This is a genomic window from Streptosporangium sp. NPDC020072 (assembly GCF_040631445.1).
GTDB lineage: Bacteria > Actinomycetota > Actinomycetes > Streptosporangiales > Streptosporangiaceae > Streptosporangium.
In genome coordinates, this window is sequence record NZ_JBEYAB010000009.1 from 261,516 (window position 1) to 285,880 (window position 24,365).

The window sequence follows — 24,365 nt, forward strand, 5'->3', positions numbered from 1 at the left end:
AACATGACCTCAAGCAGTCGGCTCGCCGCGCTGTTCGACCGCGGTGAGACACCCTCCCCAGAGCATTTCGACGTCATGGACAGGTTGTTCGAATCGATCTCCGAGCCTGAGGAGGTCGTGGCCCTGGCCCTGGCCTGGTGGGCCGATCCCGACGAGAAGGTACGGGCGCTCGGATTCGACCTGCTCGCGGTTCAGGCACTTGATTTCCGCTGGCACGTTCCGCCCCTGATCGAGGCGGCGAACGCCCTTCCGCTGGACACGACACCCGAACGCGTACGCGGAGCCGCGGCGCACGCGCTCGCCACCGTCTGCGACGACGAGCGTGTCCTGTATCCGCTCCTGCGCTTCGCCGCCGACCCGGACGCGTCCGTCCGCCGGCAGGTGGCTCGTGGGATTCCCGTCGGTGTCGATCCGTTGCCCGAGGACGCGGTGCGGGTCCTGCTGGCGTTGATGCGGGACCCGGACGCCGTGGTGCGTGACTGGGCCACCATGACACTGGGCGGTCGCACCGAGAACGACACCGAGGAGATCCGGGACGCCTTCGCCGAACGTCTGAACGACCCGGGCGAGGACACGGCCGGTGAGGCCGCGGCGGCGCTGGCGATACGGCGTGACCCCCGGATCCTGCCCGTCCTGAAACGTGCGCTCGCCACCCCGGACGTGGGCAACCTCTACGTCGAGGCCGCGGCGGAGCTGGGTGACCCGGGACTTCTGCCGCTCCTGGAAAGGCTCAGGGCCGACGGCTGGCAGAACGACGGCGAACCACGCCCCCAGGTCCTTGACCAGGCCCTACAGGCATGCACGTCACCTCCGGCCTCGCCCACCTGATCACCCGGTCATCTCACGGCCGACGCGGCGGTCGTACGGCCTGAGCACGCGGTGAACGCCGCTTTCCGCTCGAACACCCCGTGGGGCATATCGAGGTCGAGAATTCTGGTCTCACCCTCGCGTTGTCACCGGAAGTCTCAATTCAATTCCCGACGGTGACGACCTCTTTCCCTGTGATGAAACCTTAAGTGATCATATCTTCACTCTTGGTGGTCGGAGACGTCCCGAAACCAAGGAGAACATCATGAACGTGTCCCGGAGAGCATCGCGGCTGAGCATCGCTTTGGCGGTGGGCTCGGCCATGGCGGCCTTCGCCGCGTTCCCGGCCGCCGCGACCACCTCGGTTGACAGTTCGGTGGCCCGCAACTTCTCCATCACCTGCAATGAGGTGTCCGTCGACGGAACCAGCGTCCTCGGAACCCGCTGTGACACCAAGCGGCAGGGGTACATCATCGACTTCAACATCAGCGACGGCCGCACCGGCGAGACCTGGCACTGTGCGACCGGCGAAGCCGACGGTAACGGGCAGGTGATCGGCGGAAGCTGCCGGAGGCACTCCTGACGGTCGGCCTTCGCGCGGAGGAAAGCCGCCGCGGCATCGTGGTACGGCTCAGCCGGCGCCTGGACAGCCGGCCTTCGGGGCCTTCGGCCTCAACCTACGGACCGGAGTTCGCCCTGGCTCTGGCCCGGTACGCCCGTGTCGCCATCTGGGCGCCGCAGGTGCGGGCGTCGCAGTAAACCGCGGCCTGGTTGCGGGAGCGGTCGTAGTAGCCGAGTTCGCAGGGCGGGTTGCGGCACGCCTTCACCCGGCTCCACGTCCCGCGCAGGGCCAGTTCGGCGGCGGACGCGAGCACCCGGGCGAAGGCGCCCGCCGTACCTCCGGCGACCGGGCACAGCGCGGCGTCGAGGACGCCGACGACGGGACGGACCGGATACAGCTCCCCGAAGCGCCGCAGGCGGTCGACGTCCTCGTCACGGACCGGGGCGCCGGCGTGTGAGAGCAGGACGCCGATCAGGGCCTCACGCAGTTCGCGTGCCGCGGCCAGGTCGGTCGCGGTGACGCGGCCCCCGGAGCCCGCCAGCCCGGCGGCGGCCAGCCAGTCGCGGAAGGACTCGGTGTCCGCCAGGCGCTCCCGCTCACCGCGCAGCGCCCGGGTGTTGACGAAGGCCAGCACCAGTTCGGCGGCAGGGGAGGGCGTCAGCGGGCTGCCGCCCGTCGTCGCGGCGGGTGCGGCGGGCACAACGGTGGACACAGGGGCAGCCTACGGGCTCGTCGGCAGCGGTGTAATGTCATGAGCTAAACCACTACGGTAATGACGAACGTGCGGGCTTCCGCCGTCGACAGGAGGCTCAGTGACATCGTTTCCCGACTTCGGCGTGGCCGGGCGGGTCGCCCTCATCACCGGTGCGGCGCGTGGCCTCGGCCGGGCGATCGCGCTGGCGCTGGCCAACGCCGGGGCCGACGTCGCCCTGGGACTGCGCGACGTCGGCGCGGACTCCGGCCTGGCCGCCGAGATCCGGGCGCTGGGCCGTACGGCGCTGCCCCTGCAGATGGACCTGGCCGACCCCGGCCAGATCGCCGGAGCCGTGGAGGCCGTGACGGACCGGTTCGGCCGGATCGACATCCTGGTCAACAACGCGGGCGTGGCGCCGGGCAACCCGGCCGAGGACGTCACCGAGACCGACTTCGACCGGACGGTCGCGATCAACCTCAAGGGCGTCTTCCTCACCAGCCAGGCCGCGGGCCGGGTCATGATCCGCCAGGGATACGGGCGGATCGTCAACCTGGGGTCGCAGGCCGGCGAGGTGGCCCTGCCCGGCGAGTCCGTGTACTGCATGACCAAGGCCGCCGTCGCCCACCTCACCCGTTGTCTCGCGGTGGAGTGGGGCCCGTACGGGATCACGGTCAACAACGTCGCCCCGACCTTCGTCCGTACTCCCGGGACGGCCGCGGCACTGGCCGACCCGGAGTTCGAAGCCGACGTGATCGAGCGCATCGCGGCCCTGCACCGCATCGGAGAGCCCATGGAGGTCGCCGGGGCGGTGCTGTTCCTCGCCTCGCCGGCCGCTTCGCTGGTCACCGGGCACACGCTCGTCGTGGACGGCGGCTGGACCGTCCGCTGAACCCCGTCCTGTTCCCTCGAAAGGAGAGACACGTGGAGGGCACGCCCGATCCGGTCACCAAGAACGGTTACGAGTTGGAGTTCGAGGACGTCTTCGACGGCGATCGCCTCGACGAGAACCGATGGGTGCCCCGTTACCTGCCCCAGTGGACCACCGGTACGGCGTCCCTCGCCCGGTACCGGGTCGGCGGCGGCCTGCTGCGGCTCCTGATCGAGGAGGACCAGCCGCCGTGGTGCCCCGAGGCCGAGGGGGAACTCCGTGTCTCCTCCCTGCAGACCGGTCTCTTCGCCGGACCCGTGGGCAGCGGCGTCGGGCAGCACGGCCGCGGGTCCGGCATGGTCGTCCGCGAGGCGCAGGCCGACGTCAGGCTCTACACCCCCCGGTACGGCCTCGTCGAGATGCGGGCCAAGGCGACCGACGACCCCCGTGCCATGGTCGCGCTGTGGATGATCGGCTACGAGGACGAGCCGGAACGTTCGGCCGAGATCTGCGTCTGTGAGATCTTCGGCAGGGACGTCCGGCCGGACGGCGCGCGGATCGGCATGGGGCTGCACCCCTTCGGTGACCCGGACATCACCGACGATTTCACCGTGGAGTCCGTACCCATCGACGCCCGTGACTTCCACGTGTACGCGGCCGAGTGGACACCCGGCCGGGTGACCTTCCTCATCGACGGGGAACGCGTCAGGACCGTGCCCCAGTCGCCGCGCTACCCGATGCAGCTCATGCTCGGCATCTACGAGTTCCCCCGTACGGGCCCGGAGCCGGCACGGCCGTATCCACGGGAGTTCACGGTCGACTACGTCCGCGGCTACCGTCCCGCGGCCGGGTGAGGCGGCCGGCACATCGACTCGGCCGCTCGCCCGCCGGTCGTGAGGGCGACCGGACGGAGCACCGGTCATCGGTCGGCACGGCCGGCCGATGACCGGCACGGCCGCTCAGCTGGCGACCATCGCGAAGAGGCCGACCAGGAACCCGGCCGCCGCCACCAGGCAGACCCGGCCCGCCACCCGCCCCACCAGCTCGTCCAGGTACCAGATCCAGAGCCCGCCACTACACAGGGCCAGCAGGAACCAGAAGAACGGCAACGACGCCGCCACCCCCAGCACGCCCCGAAGGCTGGCCCGGTCCCCACCGGCGTTGATCTGGGCGGGATAGACCGCGCTGCTCTCGGCCCACGAGAAGGCCTTGACCATCACACGGTCACCGGTGGAGGCGTAGGTGAAGACCCCCGTGCAGGCCCGCAGGCTCCTGCGGCCGCTGCCCGAGCGACACTCGGTGACCAGCAGCGTTCCGGGCTCCCCGACCAGACCGGCCGACAACGCGGCGTTCATCAGACTCGTCACCGCCTGGTACCCCAGATACCCGACCATGAGGGTCGCGGACACGGCGATGCACGCCGTCCAGAGATGAGAACCCAGAGAGTCGCGCTTGCCGTACTTCGAACGCCGTGACGACAGCCGCCTACCGGGTGTCGGTCGGCCGGAACGCCGGTACTGGCCACGCGAACGAGGTTTCCGCATGAGAGCACCATGTCGCCCCGTGCTTGCGCCCGGGTTGGAGTTCGCTGGTGCGCACGTTCGGCACAGCGGAGGCGCACGGCAAAGGCGCATGGTCGCGACTGCGGCGGGGGTCTCGAACCCGGCCCGGCCGGTCAGCCGGGAGCGACCCGGTCACGGTCCCGCACCCCCGCCTGCGGCACGCGCTGGGCGGCGGCGTACACCGGTCCGCGTACCCGCTGCATCACACCCGCAGGAGGCAGGCCGGGAATCGGATGCCGGGCCGGGTCGAACCGCATCGGCGCCGCGGAGTCCGGTAGCGGCGGGCCGGTCAGTTCCAGCAGGCCGAAGCGCCGCCAGGGCGTCAACGGACAGGCCACCACCAGGTCCAGCACCAGCGGTTCACGCTCAACCGCCAGTGCGAGCTCGTCAAGGTCGGCCCACGAGGCCCATGACGACCGCGCGACGGCGCCGAGCAACACCTTCCGGTTCCGGCCGTCGAGGGCGAACGACAGCAGCGAGCCGTACATGCCCGGCCCCCACCGCCTCGTGGGCCGCAACGCGCGCCGGCCGAGGACGGTGTGTCCCGTGGTGGCCAGCAGCAGGTCGCAGACATCCTCGCCCGTGTCACCCGGCAGCCCGGCCGCGGACCAGCGGACGGCGAGGCCGAGGATGTCCGGCAGCGGCGGCGGCAGGCCGGCCGCGCGAGACAGGCGAGCCACCCCGGTCAGGGTCATGGGCTCGTCCAGGAAGGCGGCGCCCATCTGTGGAGACACGCCCCGCAAACGCAGGGTGGCGTGGAGAACGAGCCCGTCAGGGTGCAGCGGCCTCCCGTGTCGCAGTCGCGCCGCCTTCTCGGAGACGGCCGCCAACCCAGCGCCGACGGCGCGGACAACCCGGTCCTTCACGCGTCCCGCCACCTTCCGTCACCTGACCGCGCGCCGGTCACGATCGGTGTGACAGCGGCCTTCCGCGGCCTCTCTGATCCGTGCCTACCCCTCACAACCCCCTCGAAGCCGCCTCGGCCGGCACCCCGTACGCGGCCCGGCCCCTGGGACAGGGCTCCCGCCGGTCCGGCCCCGCTTTTCGCGGCACGGCCACCATGGACGCCGTCCGGCAAGCAGGTTCACGACAGTTATTGGTTCTAACTTTTCCTATTGCTGCTTACTGCCGCTCGTTATATGGTCTAACGGTCGCTAGTGCTGATAGCTCGACTGGTCGACCCGGTCGACGAACAGAGGAGAAGGATGTTCCGTACTCGCTCGGCCACCTCGCGAACCCCTCGCCGCCGGAGCGGCACGCGCGCCGCCCTGCTCGCGGTTCCGCTGACCGTCGCCGGTGTCCTCGGCGCCACCGCCGTGCCCGTCCAGGCCGTCACCCACGATCACGGCACCGGCCTAGCCTCGCTGACCTGCCAAGGCAGGGGTGTCGACCCGGCCGCCAAGGCCCGCTACCGGACCGAAATCCTCATCCAGGCGCCGCTCCGCACGATCTGGGATCTGCAGACCGACGTGGAAGACTGGCCCTCCTGGCAGAAGCCCGTCGCGCCCATGACCATAAAGCGTCTCGACCCGGGTCCACTGCGCGAGCGCTCACGGTTCCAGGCGACCGTTCACCTGCCCCCCAACCCCCCGTCCCCGCCCTCCACGGTGGTCATCACCTCCACCGTCCGGCAACTCCAGTACGGCAGATGCATCCGCTGGACCGGACCCGCCGACGGCGCCGGTTTCCACATCGACGGCATCCACGTCTGGAACTTCGTCAAGGTCCCCGGCGGCGTCCTCGTCCGCACCGAGGAAAGCCACACCGGCCCCCAAGCCGACCCCACCTCGGACATGGGCCTGGAAGCCTGGCTCAACGATCTCAAGACCGCCGCGGAATCCGGCTCCCACAACTGACCGGACAACAGTCGGCCCCGCTGGTTCACCTCGTGGCCACCGATGCCTCCTTCGTGACGCACGGACGGGTGAGGACCGGCGTCGTCCACGCTTCGGCCCCCGCCCGAGGTCGTCCCCGCAGCCCGGCGCGGGAAGCCTGAACGCCTCGCCCGGGGGAGGATCGGATGTGTGTCCCACTATGGACGCTCGCTCGCTTCCCGCACGGCCAACCTCGGCGGGCGTCGCCAGGGGCGGTTTCCAGGAGCTACGGCCGCAGGTTCTCGCACTCATCGGAGACCGGCTCCGATCCCCCTCAAAGCCCGGACCGTCGAGCAGACGCACCAGGCGGTACTGAAAGCCGCAGCGGCGAGACAACCGGCCAGGCGAGCAGCTGATTCGGGTCCGATCCAGCGGGCGCCGAAGCGGGACCATGCAGCCGAAATATGAAGAAATGCAAGCTCCCCGCCGACGCCGATCGATGGTCACCTTGAGGTGTCCTCCTTCCCAGTCGTAAGGAGCCACCCATGAGAATCCGCCGATTATCCACAGCCCTGCTCGCGACGGCACTGGGTGCCGCCACGGTCATCACCGGGGCGACACCGGCACAGGCCGAACCCTCCGACTGCGTTATCGGCCGCCTCTACGATCCGCCCGCGTACACCAGCTACTGCGCGAGCGGCACCGGCTACCACATGATCGGTGTGGGCTGGAAGCACCCCAACCCGCAGATGCCCGAGTACGGAGAGTGGCACGGCGAGTGGGCGCCCGTCGGCGGCACGTCCATCGCGTACATCCCCTTCAGCAGGCAGATCACCGGCGTGAACATCCTGAAGAAGGACTAGTAAGAGCGCCCCGCCCGCCCTCCCACGCGGAGGACCTCAGTCCTGGGCGGGGCCGTCCACAGTGCCTTCCGTGCGGCATGAGTCCACACCCCGCACCGCCTGAAGACCACCGGTCTGATCACGCTCGCCGACAAGGGCCGCCTCGGTGCCGGTGAGCACGTCCGCGTGCCGTACAAGGGCGGGAACAGGCCTGTCTCGCAGAAGGGCTCCAACTCCACCCACGCCAGGCTTCGTGACCCCGGCGAGCGGGTGAACACGCAGTCGAAGGCCTGGCGCGTCCCGCGCTGCCGCCCTCTTCGCGCAGGTCAACTCGTCAAAGGATCATCTCGCCTCAACTTTGTGAAGCGAGACGAAAAGCTCCGTGTATGTTCCGGATCTTGGGATGGGGTGTCGCGGCCGAAGACCTCGTCAACTCACGTTTTCCGCCAGAGCGCGCTTCGTCACCATGGCCCACAGCGAGAAGCACGATGCCTGGACGGCGAGGCAGGACATCAACCCCGTCGGTAGTTTCTGATCATGTCCGATGCCGACTTCACGCCCCTCCGCGTCACCCACCGCGTGGGGCTCTCTCGCGAAACCTCCCTCCGCATGCGCACATGGGCGAAGGCGAAGGGTTACACCGTCAGCTGGCGTGGCCGGGTCGCACAGGAGATCATCGACGCCTTCCTCACCGCCCATCCCGAGGTCGTCGAGCAGGAGAGAACGTTCGAGATGGTCCACGCCACCGCGAGAACCCCCGGCCCGTCGCCGGAGGACTACGCGTGGGAGGGGAACAGCCGGTTCGGGGACGTCTACACGATCGTCTTCGTCCGTGGGCTCGACGAACACGAGGTGCTGCGCCGACTCGGCGCCGCGGACGAGGACATCCGGCTGATCGAAGACGGGGACCACTCCTGTCCAGAGGGACCACAGATCGTCACCGTGAGGCGAATCGGGGACTGGACCGTCGCGGTCGAGGACTGCGGCTGGCGCGGCGCACGACGAGAGACTCTGGGCGCCCTGTCACGCGACGGCGGAGAGGCCGTGACGGTGCATCGGCATGACTACGCCCGGCACCATGTCGCCTATGCCGTCGACGGCCGGCTCATCACCGACATCAACCCGGGATTTCCCATCGACAGGTGGGGTACGGACCCCGACCGGCTCAACCACCACCTCCGCGAACTGGGCATCGATCCGACCGCCGAGGACAGCGTCGACAACCCCATCCCGGCGGCCCTGGCCCTCGCCGGCCGCATCACCGGCGTCACGATCAACCCCCACCACCTTCACCGCCCCATCCTCGGCGCCACTCTCTGACCCCTGGCGGTGTCGAGACCGTTCCGCCCATGTTCCGATCTTCGTGAGCCAAGGGCGTCAGCGGTAGGGATGGAGGTGGCCGGTGGATTCCATCAGAGCCGAACTCCAGGTCAGGCACTATCGGTCCGGTAGTTGAAGTACACGGTGAGGCTTGGCCAGTCGCCGTCCTCGGTGATCTCGTTGTGCATGATCACGTCGTGGACTTCGACATCGCCCAGTTCCTCGATGGAATCTGCGACCCTACGAAGGAGCGCGGGCACATCTCCTTGCTCTGGCCCCTCCGGGTTGGCCTGGGAGAAGTGGTGCATGGTCCAGGTGCTTCGCTCGGACATCCCCGGCCCTCCTCTGATCGCTGCGCTGTACCGCAGCATAGAGAGCATGCGGTTGTTGCGAGCCCTCCCTGGTGGGGAACAGAGCCATCGGGCGGCCTTGGCATTGGTCAGGCCGGGACCGTGGTCGCCGAACTTGCCGGCGATGGCGCTTTTGCACATGAGGACACAGGAGATGACGCGCCGGTCGCCCGGTTCCATGCCGTAGTCCAGGGCTTTGTCGGTCCACATGATGGCCTGGGTCTGTCATCACGGATGAGGGACATGGATTCCCCGTCGGTCTTGACGCTCGGCGCGAAGCGCATGGACACAACAGTGCGCCAGGGTCTGACCGAGTCGGGCCGTGGCGGTCTCAGGCGCCGGCTTCCATCGCCTGGTCGGCGAAACGGAGAAGTCCGGCGATCCGGCGGTGGCAGTCGGCCGGGTCCTGGCGTGAGAACGAGGAGCCGCTCCAGAGGCCGTCGGGAGTGAGGAATCCCGGGGCGTGGTCCGTGCCCAGCGTCTCGTCGAGGTGGAGGAGGCCGCCGAGGACCCAGTCCTGGTCGTAATGGCAGTCGCGCTGCGGCAGGTACCTCTCCAGGTAGGCGGTGAGAACGCCGGCGTCCTCCGGTTGCCCGAATCGGGTGATGGCGAAGCTGTACCCCTGACCGGCGTAGACGAGGTCGCTCTCCAGGAGGAGGTCGGCCAGGATTTCACGGAACCGGGTACGCCGGTCGAGGCCGATGAGCCACGCCGCGGCGAGCCGCTCCCGCCAACCGGAGAACTCTCCCCGTCGAAGCATGCGTTCAAGGTCGGCGTCGGTGATCTGCCGAGCGTCGTGGCCCAACGAGCGGAGGAACCTGGTTCGCTCCTGGTCGGCCAGGTCGACGAAGTTGCCATGCAGAAGATCAAGGTAACGGGCGGTCTCATGCTCCGGCGCGGCGACCGCGTAGCGCTCAATGACCTCGACCGTCAGGTCGTCTGTCGGATCAGTCATGGACACATCCTGGCGTGCGAGGCAAGAGCCCGATGATCACTCGGGAGTCCTCGTGGCCGGTGACGGGAGCCGGCCGGCGGAACTCGCTCCGGGAGCGCCAACGGGGTGCCTCTTTTTCGATGGCTGGCGTCCTCGCGATCGACTCCCCTTCGGCGCGGGTCGGCTCTGCATCGAGTACGGAAACCAGGTTGGCATGCGCACCCCTCGCCACGCTGTTGGAGAGGGCTACACGGTCGTCCTCCCGGCCCGCATCGAGTCCTCCAGAGCGGAGGCATGCTGATCGCCGTCCGACAGGTGTGGGACAGCATCGAAGACGACGACGCCCGGCTGTGTGCGGTCGTGGCCGAACCGGTGCCGCTCATCGCCTACCGGCTGGGCCACCACGCCGGAACCGTGACCGGCCACCGCCAGGGTCTGCGCTCCCGCTCCCGCTGACGATGAGCCCGGCACCCGGCACGCCACGGCGCCCCTGTCCTCCTGGGCGGGGGCGCCGTCATGAAGTCACGCAGCCGCTACACCTGGACGCATTTCTTTGCGTCGGCGAACACGCGCTTCCCGTCAAGTGTGCTCAATTTCGCGCAGCTATAGGTCGCGTTCCAGGAGGTGACAGTGATCACGTTGGGGCCGGGCGCCGGGTCCGCGGTCCCCGTACAGTCCTCTCCGATCAGCCACAAGAAGTGGAAAAGCGGCTCCCCGCTCTCCCACCTCCCCTGAGCGCAAACGAAATTGGAGCTGGCGGAGGCGGCGGCCGGGATCGCCGCCAACGGGGAAGCGAGAACCACGGCGGCAGCAGTGACAGCGAGGCGCTTGATCAAGGACATGGGGGTGCCCTTCCACGGAGGAGGCTGGCGAGACCGTTCGGGGAGCGCCTCGAAGGTAACCCGGGAGAGCGGTCCCGCTCCCTGGCCAGAAGCGGACAACGGTGAACGTCGCGTTGACGGCCTCGACGCGACGCCGCAAAACCTCACCGGGATCCTCCGCTGCCCGTTCGGGGCGCCGTCGCCTTTCCCGTCTCTCCCGCACGAACCCCACTGTGGCCGCGACCGCAGCAGGAGCGACCAAAGGAGCGGACACCGCGAGAATCAGCCAGATCGGCTCTGAACTGTACTTCTGGTACACGGCCACGACCGAAAGTCGGCAGGAACACGGCGTGGCGCACGGCACCGTCCGCCGCCCTGGTGCCGCGGAAGGTCATCGTGGGGAGGCGTCCGACACCCGTGGTCTCCCCCAGGCGTGCGATCGCCCCTACGGATTCCACGGGGCCGGGAAAAAGAAGAACCCCCTGCTGGGCAAGGGGTTGAAGAGTAGGGCGCCTGGGACTCGAACCCAGAACCTACGGATTAAAAGTCCGCAGCTCTAACCATTGAGCTAACGCCCCGCTTGAGACAGCGTACCGAGGATAGTGTCCACCAACGTCCGTTGCCAGGCCCGGAAGGGGCGGTGGTTGGACGAACCGTGTGTGGACGGGGGTAGATGGATCATACAGTGGCACTCATGACGAGCTCGGGGCTTGAGTCCGCCGGAGGGGTCCGCGTGTCCTCCCGGCAAGGGTATGTCGTGGTCGACGTGGAGACCACGGGGTTTTCCCCGGCGAAGGGCGACCAGATCTGTGAGATCGCCCTCGTCTCCCTGAGCACCGAGGGCGAGGTCCTCGACGAGTGGCACTCGCTGGTCAACCCACGCAGGACGACCGGGGCCGTGCACGTGCACGGGATCACCGAGGCGATGGTCGCGCGGGCGCCGGTGATCGAGGAGGTGCTCGACGACGTCTGGCAGCGGGTCGCCGGGCGTGTCCTGGTGGCTCACAACACCTCCTTCGACCTCCGGTTCCTCCGGGTTCTGCCGGAAAGTCACTGGCTGACCGAGACCCTGTGCACGCAGAAGCTCGCCCCGGACTTCCTCTCCGAGGGGAAGTGGACCCTGGCCGCCTGCTGTGAACGGGCGGGCATACCGCTCTCCGGCGCACACGCCGCGCTGGCCGACGCCAGGGCCACCGCCGAACTGCTCCGCTTCTACATGCGCCAGGGCGTCTCCTGGCAGGAGAAACTGGCCAGGGCCGCACGGACTCCCCTCTGGCGCCCCAGCGGCAGGCCGCAACGCCCCGCACTCGGCCGACGACTCCAAGGTCAGCGGTAGGCGGGAATCCCGGTCAGGGCCTCGCCCAGGACGAGGGTGTGGATCTCCTGGGTGCCCTCGTAGGTCAGCACGCTCTCCAGGTTGTTCATGTGCCTGATCACGGGATACTCCAGCGTGATGCCGTTGCCGCCCAGGATCGAGCGCGCCTGACGGGCGATGTCCAGCGCGGCGCGGACGTTGGCGAGCTTGCCGAAGCTGACCTGCCGGGGGGTGAGGGTGCCCGCGTCCTTCAGTCGGCCCAGGTGGAGCGCGGTGAGCTGAGCCTGGCCGAGACCGACGTACATCCAGGCGAGCTTCTCCTGGGTCATCTGGAAGGCCCCGATGGGCTTGCCGAACTGGACACGGGTCTTCGAGTAGTCGACGGCGGCCTCCAGACAGGCGCGAGCCGCCCCCACGACGCCCCACAGGATGCCGAAACGCGCCTCCGACAGGCACGAAAGCGGCCCCTTCAACCCCCGCACCCCGGGCAGTACGGCTGACGCGGGAAGACGGACGTCGTCGAGATACAGGGAGGAGGTCACCGAGGCCCTCAGGGACATCTTCCTGTGGATCTCAGGGGCGGAGAACCCGGGAGTGCCGGTGGGGACGACGAAGCCGCGGACGCCGTCCTCCGTCTGGGCCCAGACCACCGCGACGTCGGCGACGGAGCCGTTGGTGATCCACATCTTGGAGCCGTTGAGGACCCAGTCGCCCGAAGGGTCCTGCTTGGCATGGGTGCGCATCCCGGCGGGGTCGGAGCCGTGGTCGGGCTCGGTGAGGCCGAAGCAGCCGATCGCCTCGCCGGAGGCCATCCTGGGCAGCCACTCCTCCTTCTGCTCCGCGGAGCCGTACTTCCAGATGGGGAACATGGCCAGCGAGCCCTGCACGGAGACGAACGAGCGCAGCCCCGAGTCTCCCGCCTCAAGCTCCCGGCAGGCGACGCCGTAGGAGACGGCGTCCAGGCCCGCGCAGCCGTACCCGTCCAGGTGCATGCCGAGCAGGCCGAGCGAGCCGAGGAGGGGTGCCAGTTCGCGGGCGGGGAAGACCGCCTCCTCGAACCACTCGCCCACGTGGGGGAGCACCTTGTCCGCGACGAACTCACCGGTGGTGTCACGGATGAGCCGCTGTTCCTCGGAGAATGCGTCGTCGACGCGCAGGAGATCGTCCATGAGGTGTTCCTCTCTCGTCGGCCCCTGTCAGGGTATTGATGGCGTCTCAGGAAGGATGTCAGGGTCCTCCCAGGGGGAATCCCGATGTGAGCGATGTCCCTTCAGGGGCATTCTGAAGACATGAACGAAAACGAGTTCTCAAGCGTCAAGAAGCTCCGCAGGACCAGGAACGGGCGCGTCATCGCGGGTGTGGCCTCCGGGCTCGGACACTACGTCGGAGTCGACCCCAACATCATCCGCGCGGCCCTGGCCGTCGCCTCCTTCTTCGGTGGTCTCGGCGTCGGGATCTACGCGGTCGGCTGGCTGCTGCTGCCCGAGGAGGGCAAGGACTCCTCGATCCTGCAGGACCTGGTCGCCAAGAACAAGGACAACCCGGTGTGGCTGGACGCCAAGGCCAAGGCCGAGCAGGGGTGGGCGAAGGCCGAGAACTGGAGCAGGAACGCCGGTCACAACGGCTCCTACCAGGCTCCGCACCAGCAGGCCCCCTACCAGCAGGCCCCGCAGTACCCCACCCACCAGGACCCGGTCGCCCCCTACCCCACCCCCGGTACGGCCCAGCGAGACAACGGCGGCCCCGCCCCTCAGGCGTGAGTCAGGCGGACGTCTCCGTGCGAGCCATCTCGATGATCTCCTGGCGGGATCGGACCCAGAGCACGGCCAGCGCGGCCGCCAGAAGGAGACCGGCCGCGCCGGCCAGTGCCACCACGACCTCAGGGCCGAGTCTGTCGGCGGCGGCGCCGCCCACCAGGATGCCGACGCCCTGTGACGCGAGCAGGCCCGAGTGCACGAGCCCGAAGGCCAGAGCCCGCCGTTCGGCGGGGACACACTGCACGAACGCGGCGTTCGCCGCGAGCTGGTAGGCCCCGCCGACCCCCGACAGGAACCACAGGACCAGCACCACGACCAGCGGCGGCCGTACGGCACAGGCGATCAGTGGCGCACAGGTCAGCATCGCCAGCCAGCCCATCAGACGCAGCCGGCTCGACGGGGTGACGTATCGGCCGAAGAGGAAGGCGCCGACGACCGTCCCGGTGGGCATCGCGGCCATCAGCAGGCCCGCGACGAAGGAGATCCGTTCCGGATCGTCGGTCAGCGTCGCGGCGTAGGGGGTGGCGATCCCCTCAGGAAGCACGTAGAAGCCACACAACCAGGCGAACATGACGAGCGTACGCAGTCGTCCGTCGCCGAAGACGAGTCTGGTGCCCGCACGGGTCATGGTCCACATCGAGGGCGAGGCCGTGTCGTCGCGGACGGGCGCGGGGCGGCGCCGTATGCCGGAGACCAGGATCAACGCCGAGGCCAGATAGGTCGCCGCGTCCAGAGCCAGCGCCCGGTACGGTCCCATACCCATGATCAGGGCGCCGCCGAGGGCGAAGCCCAGCATCTGGGCCCCCTGGTTGGTCATGTTCTGCAGGGCGGAACCCACGACGTAGCGGTCGCCCTCAAGGATCTCGGGTAACAGCGCGGCCCTGGCGGCGGAGAACGGGGCGCTGAGCAGCACCACGCAGAAGACCAGGGCGCACAGCGCCGCGAACGGTGTGCCGGGGATCGCCATGAGCGCGACCAGGAGTGCTCTGAGCAGGTCGCATACGATCATGATGTGTCGCCGGGCGTGCCGGTCGGCGAGTGCCGAGAGCAGCGGCCCGCCGATGATCGGGGGAAGGTAGGTCAGGGCATAGACCGAAGCCGTCGCCAGAGGCGACTCCGTGCGCTGGAAGACCAGCACGGACAACGCGACTCGGGAGAGCTGGTCACCCAGGAGGGAAAGCCCCTGGGCCATCCAGAGCGCGCGAAACTCTCCGATGGCGATTATCTCGCCATATGTCACTTGGGCTTCGGTGGGGCGGCGGTGCCGCCCGGGTAGCCGACCGGGCCGGGTGGCCGCCATATGACTCCGCTGGGCTGCAAGCACATTGACTGTGGGTGGTCAGTATGTAACCTACGGTGCCCGTTGAAGCGCCGTTGCGCAACCGAAAGCGACGAAGCCCATGCACAGCGTGGCGAAATATCATGATATTTCCCTGCATGGGAGGTTGTGTCGTTTCGATCACCAGCCGAGGTCGTGCAGCCTGTCGTCGTCGATACCGAAGTGATGGCCCACCTCATGGAGCACGGTGATGCGGACCTCGTTCACCACGTCACTTTCGGACTTACATATAGAAAGTATGGAGTTACGGTAGATCTCAATGCGGTCGGGTAGTACTCCTGCGTACCAGTCCCCGCGTTCGGTGAGTGGAATCCCGGTGTACAGCCCAAGAAGATCGGGTTCGGGCGGATCGTCCACAACCACCACGACCACGTTGTTCATCACTCTCGTCAGTTCGGGAGGAATCGTGTCCAGAGCCTCGGCCACGAGTTCCTCGAACCTTTCTCGCGAGACTTCGATCACACCCGCCATTGTGCCCCCGGTTTCCGGGTAGAGGGCGGAGCGGATGGATCTCAGCAAGCTCAGAAGCCTCACAAAGCGGGCCCAGGGAGGGCTTCGCAGCCTCGCCGTGGGGCGCGTCACGCGCGGCGTGGCGGTCGTCGCGGTGTCCATCGCCTCGGCCTGGCTCGGCATCATGCTCGGTGGCCCCGTACGCGCCAATGTCGGCCCCGTGGAACTCGGTATGACGGCGGAGCCGTCCTGGACGGGGGAGACCGTCCTCGACGCGCATCCGTTCGGCACGCTGCTGTTCGACACCCATGACGCGCCGGTCGGCCTGCGCGTCACCCTGGAGAACATCAACACCAGCAGGGTCGCCATGATCCTGGACAACCCGCGGATGTCCTCCCACCTGCCCAGCATGATGGAGAAGGAGCTACGTGAGGGGGTCAGAACCCTGGTTGTCAGGGCTCTGGTGTGCGGCCTCGCGGGCGGCCTGCTCGGCTCGCTGATCGTCTTCCGCAGGCCGGGCCCCGCGCTGGCGGGCCTGCTGAGCGCCACGGTCGCCATCGCGGGTACGGGCGCGGCCGTCGCGCTGACCTTCCACCCGAGGGCGGTGGTCGAGCCGAAGTACACCGGCCTGCTTGCCGGGGCGCCCTCGCTGGTCGGTGACGCCGAGTCGATCGTGACGCGGTTCGAGTCGTACCGGACCCAGCTCGCCAAGCTGGTCAACAACGTCTCCCAGCTCTACGACACGGTCTCGGCCCTGCCGCTGTACGACTCCGACCCCGCCTCGATCAGGATCCTCCACGTCTCGGACATCCACCTCAACCCGATCGCCTGGAACGTCATCCGCTCGCTCGCCGAGCAGTTCAAGATCGACGCGGTCGTGGACACCGGTGACCTGACCGACCACGGGACGGGCCCCGAGGACAAGTTCGCCGAGGAGATCGGCCGGCTCGGCCTGCCGTACGTGTTCGTCAGGGGTAACCACGACTCCGGTTCGACCCAGAAGGCGGTCGCGAAGCAGAAGGGTGCCGTCGTCCTCGACGACAAGGTCAAGACCGTGGCCGGGCTGCGCATCTACGGGCTCGGCGACCCCCGGTTCACCCCGGACAAGTCCGTTTCCGTCGACTCGGACCTGGAGGCGCTTGCGGCCACCGGGCGTGAGCACGCCGCCAGGCTCGCCCTGGAGAGCAAGCCCGTCGACCTCGTCGCCGTGCACGACCCGACGATCGCCAGGCAGTTCTCCGGCCGGACGCCCATGATTCTCGCGGGACACTCCCACGAGAGATCGACCGAACTGCTGCCCTCCGGTACCCGGCTGCTCGTCCAGGGTTCCACGGGCGGGGCGGGTCTACGGGCCCTGGAACACGACGAACCGACCCCCGTCGCGGCCTCGGTGCTGTACTTCGATCGCAAGTCACACCGCCTGCGGGCCTGGGACGACATCACCCTGGGAGGGCTGGGAGAGCAATCCGTCCAGATCGAGCGTCACGTCGAGAGCGCCCCTGGCCGTACAATTTCTCCTGGGCCGACTGTTTCCCCGTCTCCAACGGGGGCGACCGTCGGCGCCACGCCGCCTTAGCCGGAACGCCGCTTTGGCATCGGGGTCAAAAGTCCCCTATGCTTCAGAGGTCTCCAGCGGAAGACGGCAACGGAGCGGGACGCCAGTTCCGAGCCCCCATCGTCTAGTGGCCTAGGACACCGCCCTTTCAAGGCGGCGACACGGGTTCGAATCCCGTTGGGGGCACCTGCTGAGCGAAAGCTCACCGGGGAAACGGCAGGTCGAAGACCTCCGAAGAACTGGTAAGCTAAGCAAGGCAAGAAAGACGGAAGCGAAAACTTCCGACAAAAGCAAGGTCCTGTAGAGCAGTTTGGAGTGCTCGCCACCCTGTCAAGGTGGAGGTCGCGGGTTCAAGTCCCGTCAGGACCGCTCTGGTAGGTGTTCGATCCACCACCGAGGTCAGGTAGCTCAGTTGGTACGAGCGTCCGCCTGAAAAGCGGAAGGTCGGCAGTTCGACCCTGCCCCTGACCACAGCAGCTGAGCAGTAGGGAAGCCCCGAACGATTTCGTTCGGGGCTTTTTTGATCTCGGCGGCAGTAAGTCGCCGCCCTCCGTTTCAGGATCGTCCGTGGCACGCTGACGTGCGTGTGGTTATTTCCCTGGTCAGAGGCGAAAGGCTCGGGCCAGGGCACGACGTTGCCCAGGGCGCTTCGGACGGTTCGCGCCGTTGACACCGCGCGGGACTTCCATGTGTGGTCCCGTGATCACCGGCATGACCACGGTTGCGGTCACCCGCGCTGCGTTGAGGAGCGTGAAGGCCACTGTGTCTGCCACACGTTTTCGGAAGACACACGGACAGCGCGTGACCGGCCCGCCGGATTGGAACGTGGTTCGGCGCAGGAGGCCGTCAGGGGCTTGATGGCCAAGGGGTTCGTGGAGATTCGTGCCGTCAGCCACCTGGCGGAGCGCGCGTTGGCCGATGGGAGGACCGATACGGCGCTGAGGCCCCCGGAACACATGCGCGTGATCGCTGACGTGTGTCACAACCTGCCGGGCGATTTTCTGCCCAAGAGGCGCGAGGCCCGCGAGCGGAAGGCCGTCAAGAGCCTCCGATTCCACTTACGGGAACTCGATCCCGACGATCGTGCTGCCCAGTGGGTCGCGGGGCACCTGGAAAGCCAGAGGTTCGACCACGTTCGCGTTCTCCGCGATCGGATCAAATGGAGGCATGCTCGGTATACGAGCGTCGACAGGTCCTCAAGAACGTCCATCAAGACGGCTGTGCAAGCCCTGATGCGTCTACCGAACTGGGGCGACTCCAGCCGCAGGGGCCTTTCGTGGCACAGCGTCACAAACATGCGAAGACCGCGTCAAGCTGATCGCGACACTCTGGCATTTAACCGCTTCGCCGCTGCCCCCGCCAGGGCGAGCAGCCCTCCGAACACCGGTAGCCAGCCCAGGCGCTCCAGCAGCCAGGAGAGGTGGGCGGGCGGGGTGAGCAGTCCCGGGACGGCGCCGAAGCGGAGTGCGGCCAGGGCGGTCACGGCAGCCACCGTCAGGTGCCAGAGGAAGATCGTCATAGCGGACAGGTTGAGCAGCGCCACCGCGGCCCAGAGCCGGGGCCTGCGCATCAGCCGCCCCAGCGGCCCGTGCGCCAGCAGCGCCAGCCCCACCTGGGCGAGCCCGAAGGCGACGGCGGCGAGCGTGGGCGGGCTGAGGTTCGAGACCCTCGCCCCCGGCACGCCCACCATGCTCGCGGGATAGCCGAACCCGGCCACCAGGACCGCCGCCCCGGCCGCCCCTCCGGTCAGCAGCGCCACCGCCGTCCGCCGGGAGGCGAGCCCGCCGCCCGCCCAGCCCACCCCCAGCATGTACGGCACCAGCCACCCGGCCGCGAGGTTCACCCACCCCAGCCAGGCCGGCCCGCCCAGGCCGAACCTGACCGCGTCCACCACGAGCACCACCGCGGCCGCCGAGACGGCGGTGACGCCCGGCCGCAGCCTCAGCAGCAGGGGAGTGGCGGCGGTGAGCGCCGCGAAGACCGCCAGGAACCAGATCGGCCCGAGCGCCGGGAGCGCCAGCGCCCTGACCGTCGCGTACGGCGCGCCGTGCAGCGCCAGCCCCGCCGCGATCCCCGTCCAGACCAGCAGGAGCGGGACCACCGGCCGCAGCAGCCGCCCCATCCTGGCCCGCACCCACGCCGGACCCACCGCCCACGCCGGACCCACCGGACCCACCGGACCCGCCGTCCGCGCCGGACCCGCCGTCTCCGCCCGCGCCCGATCACCCGCAGTCCGCAGGCTCCGTGCCGCGGCGTACCCGCCCACGAAGAAGAACACCGCCAGCGTCTGCAGCACCCACGACAGCGGCGCGAGCTCCGGCATGAACGCGAGCGGGCTGGAGACGGCGACCGTCCCCCGGGGCCCGGGCACCCACGCCGTGACGAGCCAGTGCCCCAGCACCACCCCGGCGATCGCCAGCGCCCGCAGCGCGTCCACCCCCCGGTCCCGCCCCGGCGGCGTCATCGCCTCGACCCGCGCCGCCGTACGGCGCCCGGCCGGGTCACGCATGGGACACCTCGGCGGTCCGCCCGAGGGCGATCAGGGTGAGGTTGCGCAGGGACTCGCCGCCGGGGGCGAGGTAGTCGCTGTGCCCGGCGGCGCCGGCCGCGAACACCCGGGAACCGTAGCCTGGCTCGGCGGGATCGCGGCCGAAGCCCAGCGGGCCGATCTTGATCTTGGGGATGTCGCGCGTCCAGTCCTCCGTGCCGCTGCCCGCCCAGAGGGGAACCCCGCCCAGCTCGGCCGCCGAGGAGACGCCGAGCCCGGGGCTGCCGAACACGGCCAGGTTGTCCGCCCGGATCCCCGGCGCGGCCTTGGCGCACACCACCGACCCGTAGCTGTGGCACAGCAGGCTGACCCGCTTGCCGCGGAGCGTCTCGTTCACGTAGCGCCGCAGCGCCGGGGCGCCCTTCTCCGCGGCCCAGCCGGTGGCGGACCCCAGGCTGACGGTCGCCGGGCTGTCGTACCCGAGCCAGGCGACCACGGCCAGCCGGGCTGCCGGATCCAGTTCCCGTGCCTGGGCGAGCACCGCCCGCGCCCCGCCTCCGGGGGTGCTGTACGGCTTGGCCCGCCCGCCGTCGAAGGTGGCGGGCGTGGTGTCGGCGCCGGGGACGATGACGGCCACGTGCTCCGCCGTACTGAGATCGCCGTAGACCTGGATGATCCGGTCACCCTGCGGCGAGGGGACGGCCAGGTAGGTGAGCGCTGCGGCGGTGGCGACGGCGAGAGAGGAGCGGAGCACGGAGGCCTCCTGTCCGGTTCGGGGGAACGAGACAGGACGCTACGAATCAAGATCGGTAACTCGCGTCACACCGCGGTGCTCACCTTCACATCACCCCCCGGAGGGAGGAAGGCGGCGCCGTCCCGGGGAGCGGGGAGTGGGACGGTCCCCTGGGGATCTCACTCGCCGGGGCGGACCGGTCCGGACTCGCAGGCGTACACGATCGCCTGGGCCCGGTCGCGCAGGTTCAGCTTGGTCAGGATCCGGCTGATGTGGGTCTTGACCGTCTGCTCCGAGAGTACGAGCTCCTCGGCGATCTCCTGGTTGGAGCGGCCCCTGGCGATGGGGACGAGCACCTCGGTCTCGTGTTCGGTGACGCGCTCGACAGCCTCCCGCCCGTTCACCGCCTCGATGTCGGACCGGGCGTCCAGGAACACGGTGAAGCCGGTTCTGACCATGCCCTGGTCTCGGTGATGAGCACCCTGATCGTCATGTTTCCTCAGCGATCGGAAGTATCGCGGTGACCGCGAAGCCTTTTCCCGTCGGTCCCGCCCACACGCTCCCGCCGAGCATGGCGGCCCGTTCCCGCATCCCGATCAGGCCGTGTCCCGTGTGCTTCTCGCGCCCCGCCTTCGCCGCCTCCGCGGCGGCGCGGTCCCCGCCGTCGTCCGCCACGTGGATGTTCAGCTCGTCGCCCGAGCGGTAGATCCTCACCGTGGCGGCCGAGCCGGGCGCGTGCCGCATGGCGTTGCTGAGCGACTCCTGCACGATCCGGTAGGCCGACAGATTCACCGCGGTGGGCAGGTCGAGCAGGTCGCCGCCCAGCTTGAGCTCCACGGAGAGCCCCGCGGAGCGCGCGGTGGCGGCGAGCTCCTCCAGGCGGCCCAGGCCCGGCTGCGGCGCGGTGTCCGTACGCCCGTCCCCGTCGCGTAGCACGCCCAGCACGCGGCGCATCTCGGTCATGGCGGCCAGCGAGAGCGCGCGGATCTCGCCGAGCCCCTCCTCCAGCAGCCGCGCGTCCTCCCGCGCCTGCAGCGGTATGGCCTCCGCCTGGATGGCGATCACCGACATGTGGTGCGCCACCACGTCGTGCAGCTCCCGGGCGATCCTGGCCCGTTCCTCCAGGACGGCCTGCCCGGCCAGCGCCTGCTCGCTGCGCCGTTCCTCCTCGGCCAGCCGCCCGGCGGCCGTCCTCCTGGCCTGGACGTTGTAGCCGAACAGGACGGTGACGGTCACCATGGCGATGCCGATGAACGTCACGCCGGGCAGGCTGGGGTCGGATTGGATGCCGAGGATCCACAGGGCGGCAGCCGAGATCATCCACACACCGATGATGACGTGCCGCTCGCAGCGGACCGCGACCGCGTAGACCACCAGCAGGTACATGATCACGGCGTCGGCGGAGAAGGCCGCCTCCAGGTCCTGGCCGCGGGTGACGATCCCCCAGGGAATCAGCACCACCGCGAGCCGCCAGGCCATCAGCGGCCAGTGGTCGCGCAGCGCCAGCGGCAGCGAGGAGGTCAGGGCGATGAACGCGATCTCTCCCTCGTCCAGAGGCGTCGCCATATACAGCGACTCGTGCCTCATGAGCGCCTGCACGGAGCGGAACAGGATGAAGGCCAGTACGAGATCGGCGACGAGGACCAGGTTGATCGTGCGGAACGGCAGCAGACTCAGAAACCCCGGCATGCGGGGGGTCAGCCACCGGGGGCGGGGGTGCGACGGACCGGCCCTGCCGGTCCACACGGCTGCGGTGAGCGCGCGGCCCAGCCGGGCGACGGGCCGCAGCCGCGCCCGCTGGGCGGGGGGAGAAGCCATCCGGCCAGTCTATGGAGACCGCCAATCACCCAGATCACACCATGGAGGGATCTTTCGCCTCACCCCGGTGAGTCGGATCACGCCATTTGGAACCGGCGGAGCGTTGCGACCTGGCGGGCAAGGTTCCCCGGACCAAGCTTGTCGGCACCAGTCGAGGAGTTCCCATGCCGGACGTCTGGGGCGTTGAGCTGTTCGACCGCCGCTTGCGCTCTGAGATGGGTAAGTGCGTGCGCCTACCGAGTGCTGCCGGCGTTCAAGACGGTTGGGCGGCGGTGATCCGGACGCCTGACCGCCCGTAGGGGCAGGTCACGACCACCGGGAAGCCCGCGTCGGCGACGGCCTGGGCGTTGGGCGGAACGCCCAGGAGGTGCGGGGAACGAAGTCGTCGGGTTGATCGGATGCGGCGGTCTCAGTCGACAAGTGCGCCGGCGGTCAGGTTGGCGATCGTTCCGGTCATGGCTCCGGCTCGGTCCGAAGCCAGGAACGCGGCCGTCTCCGCGATCTCGGAGAGCGTGGGCAGTCTCTTCAGAAGCGTTCCCTGCGCCATCGCTCCGCTTTCGAGCAGCTCCTGGACCGACTGCCCGGCCGCCGTCGCGGCTTGCTCGAAGAGGTCCTTGGTGTGGGAACCCGCCGCGGGCGCGTCGACGGCGGCGTGTGGACGAATGCCGATCACCCGGATGTTGCCGGGTGCCAGTTCCGCGGCCAGAACCCGGGAGAAGGCCTCCTTGCCCGCCGCGCTCACGGCGTGCCCCAGGATGCCGCCCACAGCCAGCTTGGAGCCCGGCTCGGACAGCGTCAGGATGACGCCGGGCCGTTCGCGACCCATGTGTCGTGCCACAGCCTTGCTCGTGATGAACAGCGCCCGCAGATAGCCGTCGATCGGCCGCATGAACTCCTCCAGCGAGAGGTCCGCCAGCGAGGTCCCCTGGTCGTGCGGGACACTCACGGCGTTGACGGCGATGTCGATGCCGCCGGCCGTCGCCGCGACCGTGTCGGCGTGCTTCTCGACCGCCTGTTGGTCGAGAACGTCGACCTGCGCGGTCTCGACCGCTCCGCCCGTGGCGGCGATGTCACGTGCAACGGCGTCGAGCCTCTCCTGTGTCCGTCCGGCGATGAACACCCTCGCGCCTTCCCGGGCGAACACCCGGGCGATCGCGCCACCGATGGCGCCCCCGCCCCCATAGATGACAGCATTCCTGTCGCCGAGCAGCGATCCACTCATGTTTGTCCCCCAAAGGTGGTTGATTCTTCGGACGGTTACACGGGCTCGATGGCACACCGGCACCGTCGGTTCAGGCGTCCGGGACGGAGATCACCGCGCCACCGGCATGCGAGCACGTCGATCGGTGCCGTCGCCGTGGGCCCAGGCGTCCGGGACGGAGATCACCGCCACCGGCACACGGGTACGTCGATCTGTTGGTCAGTCGTTTTTCTGGCGCTGAATCTGTTCCGCGATGCGCTTGATGCGGTTCAGCCGTACATCCCAGGTTCTGCCGACCTCGTTCAGCTGCCGTACGGCGCGGGCGAGCTGTGCCTCGTCGACTTCGTAGCGTCGCTCGCGGCCCATCGGTGTCGCGCGCACGAGGCCCGCGCGATCGAGGACGTTCAGATGCTTGGTGACCGCCTGGCGCGAGATCGGGAGGTGATCGCTCAGGCTGGTCGGCGTACCGACGCCTTCCGCGAGCAGCAGGTCGAGCAGACGGCGCCTGATCGGGTCGCCGATCGCCGACCAGAGCTCGTCGTCGACGGCGACGGTCATCGCGCCACCACGGAAGAGGCGTAGCTCCGCAGGAGGGGAAGGAAGGTGTCCCAGCCGTGCTCGTGTTCGTGGAAGGCCTTCTCAAGCACGGCGGCCTCCCAGCCCTTCTCCCGCCAGCCGCTCTCGGTCAGGTGCAGAATCGTGCCGTCGCCGGAGGGTTCGAGCTCGAAGGTGATCAGAAGGGAGTTGCCCGCATCGGGTAGCTGTCCGTCAGGAGCGACCCAGCGCATCGCGAACCTGCGGGGCGGGTCCACGTCGACCACCGTGATCGACTCGACCACGCCGGGGACGTCCCACACCAGTTCCCCGACGGCACCTGGCTCGGGCTCGAACGACGCGTCGTCGGACCACCACATCTTGATGTGCTCGGGGCGACTCACCACATCGAACACGACCTCCGGCGCCGCGTCGATGTGGATCTCACGCTCCAGCTTTCCGAACTCCACCACGGACCTCCAATAGGCAACCATCGGTTGCGCATTAACCTAGCGGCCGCATCAGTGATGCGCAACCTTGTGTTGCGTGTAGACCTGGGGTCGGCGGAGAGGGCGTTATGGGCACGGCTGGTCAGGGCGCG

26 protein-coding genes, 4 tRNA genes and 1 pseudogene are annotated in these 24,365 nt (G+C 68.9%); 15 read left to right on the top strand and 16 right to left on the bottom strand.

Annotated elements, in window-relative coordinates; all coding sequences use genetic code 11:
- Positions 1-3 precede the first annotated feature (3 nt).
- A complete protein-coding gene (locus ABZ470_RS23255) occupies positions 4-828 on the top strand; it encodes a HEAT repeat domain-containing protein (protein ID WP_362913760.1) in 825 nt (274 codons plus the stop codon).
- Between the two features lie 244 nt (positions 829-1,072).
- Positions 1,073-1,390, top strand: a complete 318-nt coding sequence (locus tag ABZ470_RS23260) for a hypothetical protein (protein WP_362913762.1) — start codon at positions 1,073-1,075, stop codon at positions 1,388-1,390.
- A 94-nt stretch (positions 1,391-1,484) separates the two neighbouring features.
- On the opposite strand, the gene ABZ470_RS23265 is transcribed toward ABZ470_RS23260, so the two are convergent.
- Complete coding sequence (locus ABZ470_RS23265) at positions 1,485-2,081, bottom strand: CGNR zinc finger domain-containing protein (protein WP_362913764.1); 597 nt, start codon at positions 2,079-2,081, stop codon at positions 1,485-1,487.
- Between the two features lie 100 nt (positions 2,082-2,181).
- On the opposite strand from ABZ470_RS23265, the gene ABZ470_RS23270 reads away from it, so the two are divergent.
- The gene (locus ABZ470_RS23270; protein WP_362913766.1) at positions 2,182-2,952 is read left to right on the top strand and encodes an SDR family oxidoreductase; all 771 of its coding nucleotides are present in this window, start codon (positions 2,182-2,184) and stop codon (positions 2,950-2,952) included.
- Between the two features lie 32 nt (positions 2,953-2,984).
- Complete coding sequence (locus ABZ470_RS23275) at positions 2,985-3,785, top strand: glycoside hydrolase family 16 protein (protein ID WP_362913768.1); 801 nt, start codon at positions 2,985-2,987, stop codon at positions 3,783-3,785.
- A gap of 105 nt (positions 3,786-3,890) precedes the next feature.
- Here the strand turns inward: ABZ470_RS23275 and ABZ470_RS23280 are convergent, their stop codons facing one another.
- Positions 3,891-4,340, bottom strand: coding sequence for a hypothetical protein (locus ABZ470_RS23280; RefSeq protein WP_362913769.1), 450 nt, complete (start codon positions 4,338-4,340; stop codon positions 3,891-3,893).
- Positions 4,341-4,606: 266 nt separating this feature from the next.
- A complete protein-coding gene (locus tag ABZ470_RS23285) occupies positions 4,607-5,359 on the bottom strand; it encodes a hypothetical protein (protein WP_362913771.1) in 753 nt (250 codons plus the stop codon).
- 339 nt (positions 5,360-5,698) lie between these two features.
- Between ABZ470_RS23285 and ABZ470_RS23290 the strand changes: the two genes are divergently transcribed.
- The 4 genes and pseudogenes from ABZ470_RS23290 to ABZ470_RS23305 all read left to right on the top strand — a co-directional run bounded on the left by ABZ470_RS23290 (position 5,699) and on the right by ABZ470_RS23305 (position 8,469).
- Complete coding sequence (locus ABZ470_RS23290) at positions 5,699-6,349, top strand: SRPBCC family protein (RefSeq protein WP_362913773.1); 651 nt, start codon at positions 5,699-5,701, stop codon at positions 6,347-6,349.
- A gap of 503 nt (positions 6,350-6,852) precedes the next feature.
- Positions 6,853-7,170 carry a hypothetical protein gene (locus ABZ470_RS23295; protein ID WP_352015999.1) on the top strand — a complete coding sequence of 106 codons (318 nt, stop codon included), beginning with the start codon at positions 6,853-6,855 and terminating at the stop codon, positions 7,168-7,170.
- Between the two features lie 156 nt (positions 7,171-7,326).
- Positions 7,327-7,488 (top strand): annotated as a pseudogene (locus ABZ470_RS23300) (IS5/IS1182 family transposase); the annotation flags it as partial.
- Between the two features lie 270 nt (positions 7,489-7,758).
- On the top strand, positions 7,759-8,469 hold the full coding sequence (locus ABZ470_RS23305) for a DUF6461 domain-containing protein (RefSeq protein WP_362913775.1): 711 nt from the start codon (positions 7,759-7,761) through the stop codon (positions 8,467-8,469).
- 110 nt (positions 8,470-8,579) lie between these two features.
- Here ABZ470_RS23305 and ABZ470_RS23310 read toward each other — a convergent pair whose 3' ends face one another.
- The gene (locus tag ABZ470_RS23310; RefSeq protein WP_362913777.1) at positions 8,580-9,029 is read right to left on the bottom strand and encodes a hypothetical protein; all 450 of its coding nucleotides are present in this window, start codon (positions 9,027-9,029) and stop codon (positions 8,580-8,582) included.
- Between the two features lie 121 nt (positions 9,030-9,150).
- Positions 9,151-9,774, bottom strand: a complete 624-nt coding sequence (locus tag ABZ470_RS23315) for a DUF6000 family protein (RefSeq protein WP_362913779.1) — start codon at positions 9,772-9,774, stop codon at positions 9,151-9,153.
- 273 nt (positions 9,775-10,047) lie between these two features.
- Between ABZ470_RS23315 and ABZ470_RS23320 the strand changes: the two genes are divergently transcribed.
- Complete coding sequence (locus tag ABZ470_RS23320) at positions 10,048-10,209, top strand: hypothetical protein (protein ID WP_362913781.1); 162 nt, start codon at positions 10,048-10,050, stop codon at positions 10,207-10,209.
- An 870-nt stretch (positions 10,210-11,079) separates the two neighbouring features.
- On the opposite strand, the gene ABZ470_RS23325 is transcribed toward ABZ470_RS23320, so the two are convergent.
- Positions 11,080-11,152: transfer RNA gene (locus ABZ470_RS23325), tRNA-Lys, on the bottom strand.
- Positions 11,153-11,268: 116 nt separating this feature from the next.
- Here ABZ470_RS23325 and ABZ470_RS23330 point away from each other — a divergent pair.
- Positions 11,269-11,910 (top strand): 3'-5' exonuclease, encoded by a 642-nt coding sequence (locus ABZ470_RS23330; protein WP_352015304.1) that lies wholly within the window; start codon positions 11,269-11,271, stop codon positions 11,908-11,910.
- On the opposite strand, the gene ABZ470_RS23335 is transcribed toward ABZ470_RS23330, so the two are convergent.
- The gene (locus ABZ470_RS23335; protein WP_352015303.1) at positions 11,901-13,058 is read right to left on the bottom strand and encodes an acyl-CoA dehydrogenase family protein; all 1,158 of its coding nucleotides are present in this window, start codon (positions 13,056-13,058) and stop codon (positions 11,901-11,903) included. The two genes, ABZ470_RS23330 and ABZ470_RS23335, sit on opposite strands and share 10 nt — an antisense overlap.
- A gap of 120 nt (positions 13,059-13,178) precedes the next feature.
- Between ABZ470_RS23335 and ABZ470_RS23340 the strand changes: the two genes are divergently transcribed.
- Positions 13,179-13,649 (top strand): PspC domain-containing protein, encoded by a 471-nt coding sequence (locus ABZ470_RS23340; protein ID WP_352015302.1) that lies wholly within the window; start codon positions 13,179-13,181, stop codon positions 13,647-13,649.
- A 1-nt stretch (position 13,650) separates the two neighbouring features.
- Here the strand turns inward: ABZ470_RS23340 and ABZ470_RS23345 are convergent, their stop codons facing one another.
- Entirely contained in the window at positions 13,651-14,886 is a 1,236-nt protein-coding gene (locus ABZ470_RS23345; protein WP_352015301.1) for an MFS transporter, read from the bottom strand.
- A 219-nt stretch (positions 14,887-15,105) separates the two neighbouring features.
- Positions 15,106-15,447 (bottom strand): metallopeptidase family protein, encoded by a 342-nt coding sequence (locus ABZ470_RS23350; protein ID WP_352015300.1) that lies wholly within the window; start codon positions 15,445-15,447, stop codon positions 15,106-15,108.
- Positions 15,448-15,553: 106 nt separating this feature from the next.
- Here ABZ470_RS23350 and ABZ470_RS23355 point away from each other — a divergent pair, with 106 nt between their 5' ends.
- From ABZ470_RS23355 to ABZ470_RS23370, 4 genes are all read left to right on the top strand, one after another.
- Positions 15,554-17,011, top strand: a complete 1,458-nt coding sequence (locus ABZ470_RS23355; RefSeq protein ID WP_362913784.1) for a metallophosphoesterase — start codon at positions 15,554-15,556, stop codon at positions 17,009-17,011.
- 92 nt (positions 17,012-17,103) lie between these two features.
- Positions 17,104-17,176: transfer RNA gene (locus ABZ470_RS23360), tRNA-Glu, on the top strand.
- A gap of 108 nt (positions 17,177-17,284) precedes the next feature.
- Positions 17,285-17,359 (top strand) — tRNA-Asp (locus tag ABZ470_RS23365).
- Positions 17,360-17,387: 28 nt separating this feature from the next.
- Positions 17,388-17,461: transfer RNA gene (locus tag ABZ470_RS23370), tRNA-Phe, on the top strand.
- Between the two features lie 838 nt (positions 17,462-18,299).
- On the opposite strand, the gene ABZ470_RS23375 is transcribed toward ABZ470_RS23370, so the two are convergent.
- From ABZ470_RS23375 to ABZ470_RS23405, 7 genes are all read right to left on the bottom strand, one after another.
- Positions 18,300-19,499 carry an acyltransferase family protein gene (locus tag ABZ470_RS23375; RefSeq protein ID WP_362913786.1) on the bottom strand — a complete coding sequence of 400 codons (1,200 nt, stop codon included), beginning with the start codon at positions 19,497-19,499 and terminating at the stop codon, positions 18,300-18,302.
- The gene (locus tag ABZ470_RS23380) at positions 19,492-20,232 is read right to left on the bottom strand and encodes an alpha/beta hydrolase (RefSeq protein ID WP_362913788.1); all 741 of its coding nucleotides are present in this window, start codon (positions 20,230-20,232) and stop codon (positions 19,492-19,494) included. Before ABZ470_RS23380 ends, ABZ470_RS23375 begins: the two co-directional genes overlap by 8 nt.
- Positions 20,233-20,390: 158 nt before the next feature.
- Positions 20,391-20,669, bottom strand: a complete 279-nt coding sequence (locus ABZ470_RS23385) for a LuxR C-terminal-related transcriptional regulator (RefSeq protein WP_362913790.1) — start codon at positions 20,667-20,669, stop codon at positions 20,391-20,393.
- Between the two features lie 31 nt (positions 20,670-20,700).
- Positions 20,701-22,029 carry a histidine kinase gene (locus ABZ470_RS23390; protein WP_362913792.1) on the bottom strand — a complete coding sequence of 443 codons (1,329 nt, stop codon included), beginning with the start codon at positions 22,027-22,029 and terminating at the stop codon, positions 20,701-20,703.
- Between the two features lie 409 nt (positions 22,030-22,438).
- Positions 22,439-23,251, bottom strand: coding sequence for an SDR family oxidoreductase (locus ABZ470_RS23395; protein ID WP_362913794.1), 813 nt, complete (start codon positions 23,249-23,251; stop codon positions 22,439-22,441).
- A gap of 198 nt (positions 23,252-23,449) precedes the next feature.
- The gene (locus tag ABZ470_RS23400; RefSeq protein WP_362913796.1) at positions 23,450-23,788 is read right to left on the bottom strand and encodes a helix-turn-helix domain-containing protein; all 339 of its coding nucleotides are present in this window, start codon (positions 23,786-23,788) and stop codon (positions 23,450-23,452) included.
- Positions 23,785-24,234, bottom strand: a complete 450-nt coding sequence (locus tag ABZ470_RS23405; RefSeq protein WP_362913798.1) for an SRPBCC domain-containing protein — start codon at positions 24,232-24,234, stop codon at positions 23,785-23,787. The genes ABZ470_RS23400 and ABZ470_RS23405 overlap by 4 nt, the downstream gene beginning before the upstream one ends.
- Positions 24,235-24,365 lie beyond the last annotated feature (131 nt).

What these genes read in the sequence shown, in the direction of transcription:
- ABZ470_RS23255 (WP_362913760.1), top strand. Translation starts at nt 4, where the DNA reads ATGACCTCAAGCAGTCGGCTCGCCGCGCTGTTCGACCGCGGTGAGACA.
- ABZ470_RS23260 (WP_362913762.1), top strand. Translation starts at nt 1,073, where the DNA reads ATGAACGTGTCCCGGAGAGCATCGCGGCTGAGCATCGCTTTGGCGGTG.
- ABZ470_RS23290 (WP_362913773.1), top strand. Translation starts at nt 5,699, where the DNA reads ATGTTCCGTACTCGCTCGGCCACCTCGCGAACCCCTCGCCGCCGGAGC.
- ABZ470_RS23295 (WP_352015999.1), top strand. Translation starts at nt 6,853, where the DNA reads ATGAGAATCCGCCGATTATCCACAGCCCTGCTCGCGACGGCACTGGGT.
- ABZ470_RS23305 (WP_362913775.1), top strand. Translation starts at nt 7,759, where the DNA reads ATGCGCACATGGGCGAAGGCGAAGGGTTACACCGTCAGCTGGCGTGGC.
- ABZ470_RS23310 (WP_362913777.1), bottom strand. Translation starts at nt 9,029, where the DNA reads ATGTGGACCGACAAAGCCCTGGACTACGGCATGGAACCGGGCGACCGG.
- ABZ470_RS23315 (WP_362913779.1), bottom strand. Translation starts at nt 9,774, where the DNA reads ATGACTGATCCGACAGACGACCTGACGGTCGAGGTCATTGAGCGCTAC.
- ABZ470_RS23320 (WP_362913781.1), top strand. Translation starts at nt 10,048, where the DNA reads ATGCTGATCGCCGTCCGACAGGTGTGGGACAGCATCGAAGACGACGAC.
- ABZ470_RS23330 (WP_352015304.1), top strand. Translation starts at nt 11,269, where the DNA reads ATGACGAGCTCGGGGCTTGAGTCCGCCGGAGGGGTCCGCGTGTCCTCC.
- ABZ470_RS23335 (WP_352015303.1), bottom strand. Translation starts at nt 13,058, where the DNA reads ATGGACGATCTCCTGCGCGTCGACGACGCATTCTCCGAGGAACAGCGG.
- ABZ470_RS23340 (WP_352015302.1), top strand. Translation starts at nt 13,179, where the DNA reads ATGAACGAAAACGAGTTCTCAAGCGTCAAGAAGCTCCGCAGGACCAGG.
- ABZ470_RS23375 (WP_362913786.1), bottom strand. Translation starts at nt 19,499, where the DNA reads ATGCGTGACCCGGCCGGGCGCCGTACGGCGGCGCGGGTCGAGGCGATG.
- ABZ470_RS23385 (WP_362913790.1), bottom strand. Translation starts at nt 20,669, where the DNA reads ATGGTCAGAACCGGCTTCACCGTGTTCCTGGACGCCCGGTCCGACATC.
- ABZ470_RS23390 (WP_362913792.1), bottom strand. Translation starts at nt 22,029, where the DNA reads ATGGCTTCTCCCCCCGCCCAGCGGGCGCGGCTGCGGCCCGTCGCCCGG.
- ABZ470_RS23395 (WP_362913794.1), bottom strand. Translation starts at nt 23,251, where the DNA reads ATGAGTGGATCGCTGCTCGGCGACAGGAATGCTGTCATCTATGGGGGC.
- ABZ470_RS23400 (WP_362913796.1), bottom strand. Translation starts at nt 23,788, where the DNA reads ATGACCGTCGCCGTCGACGACGAGCTCTGGTCGGCGATCGGCGACCCG.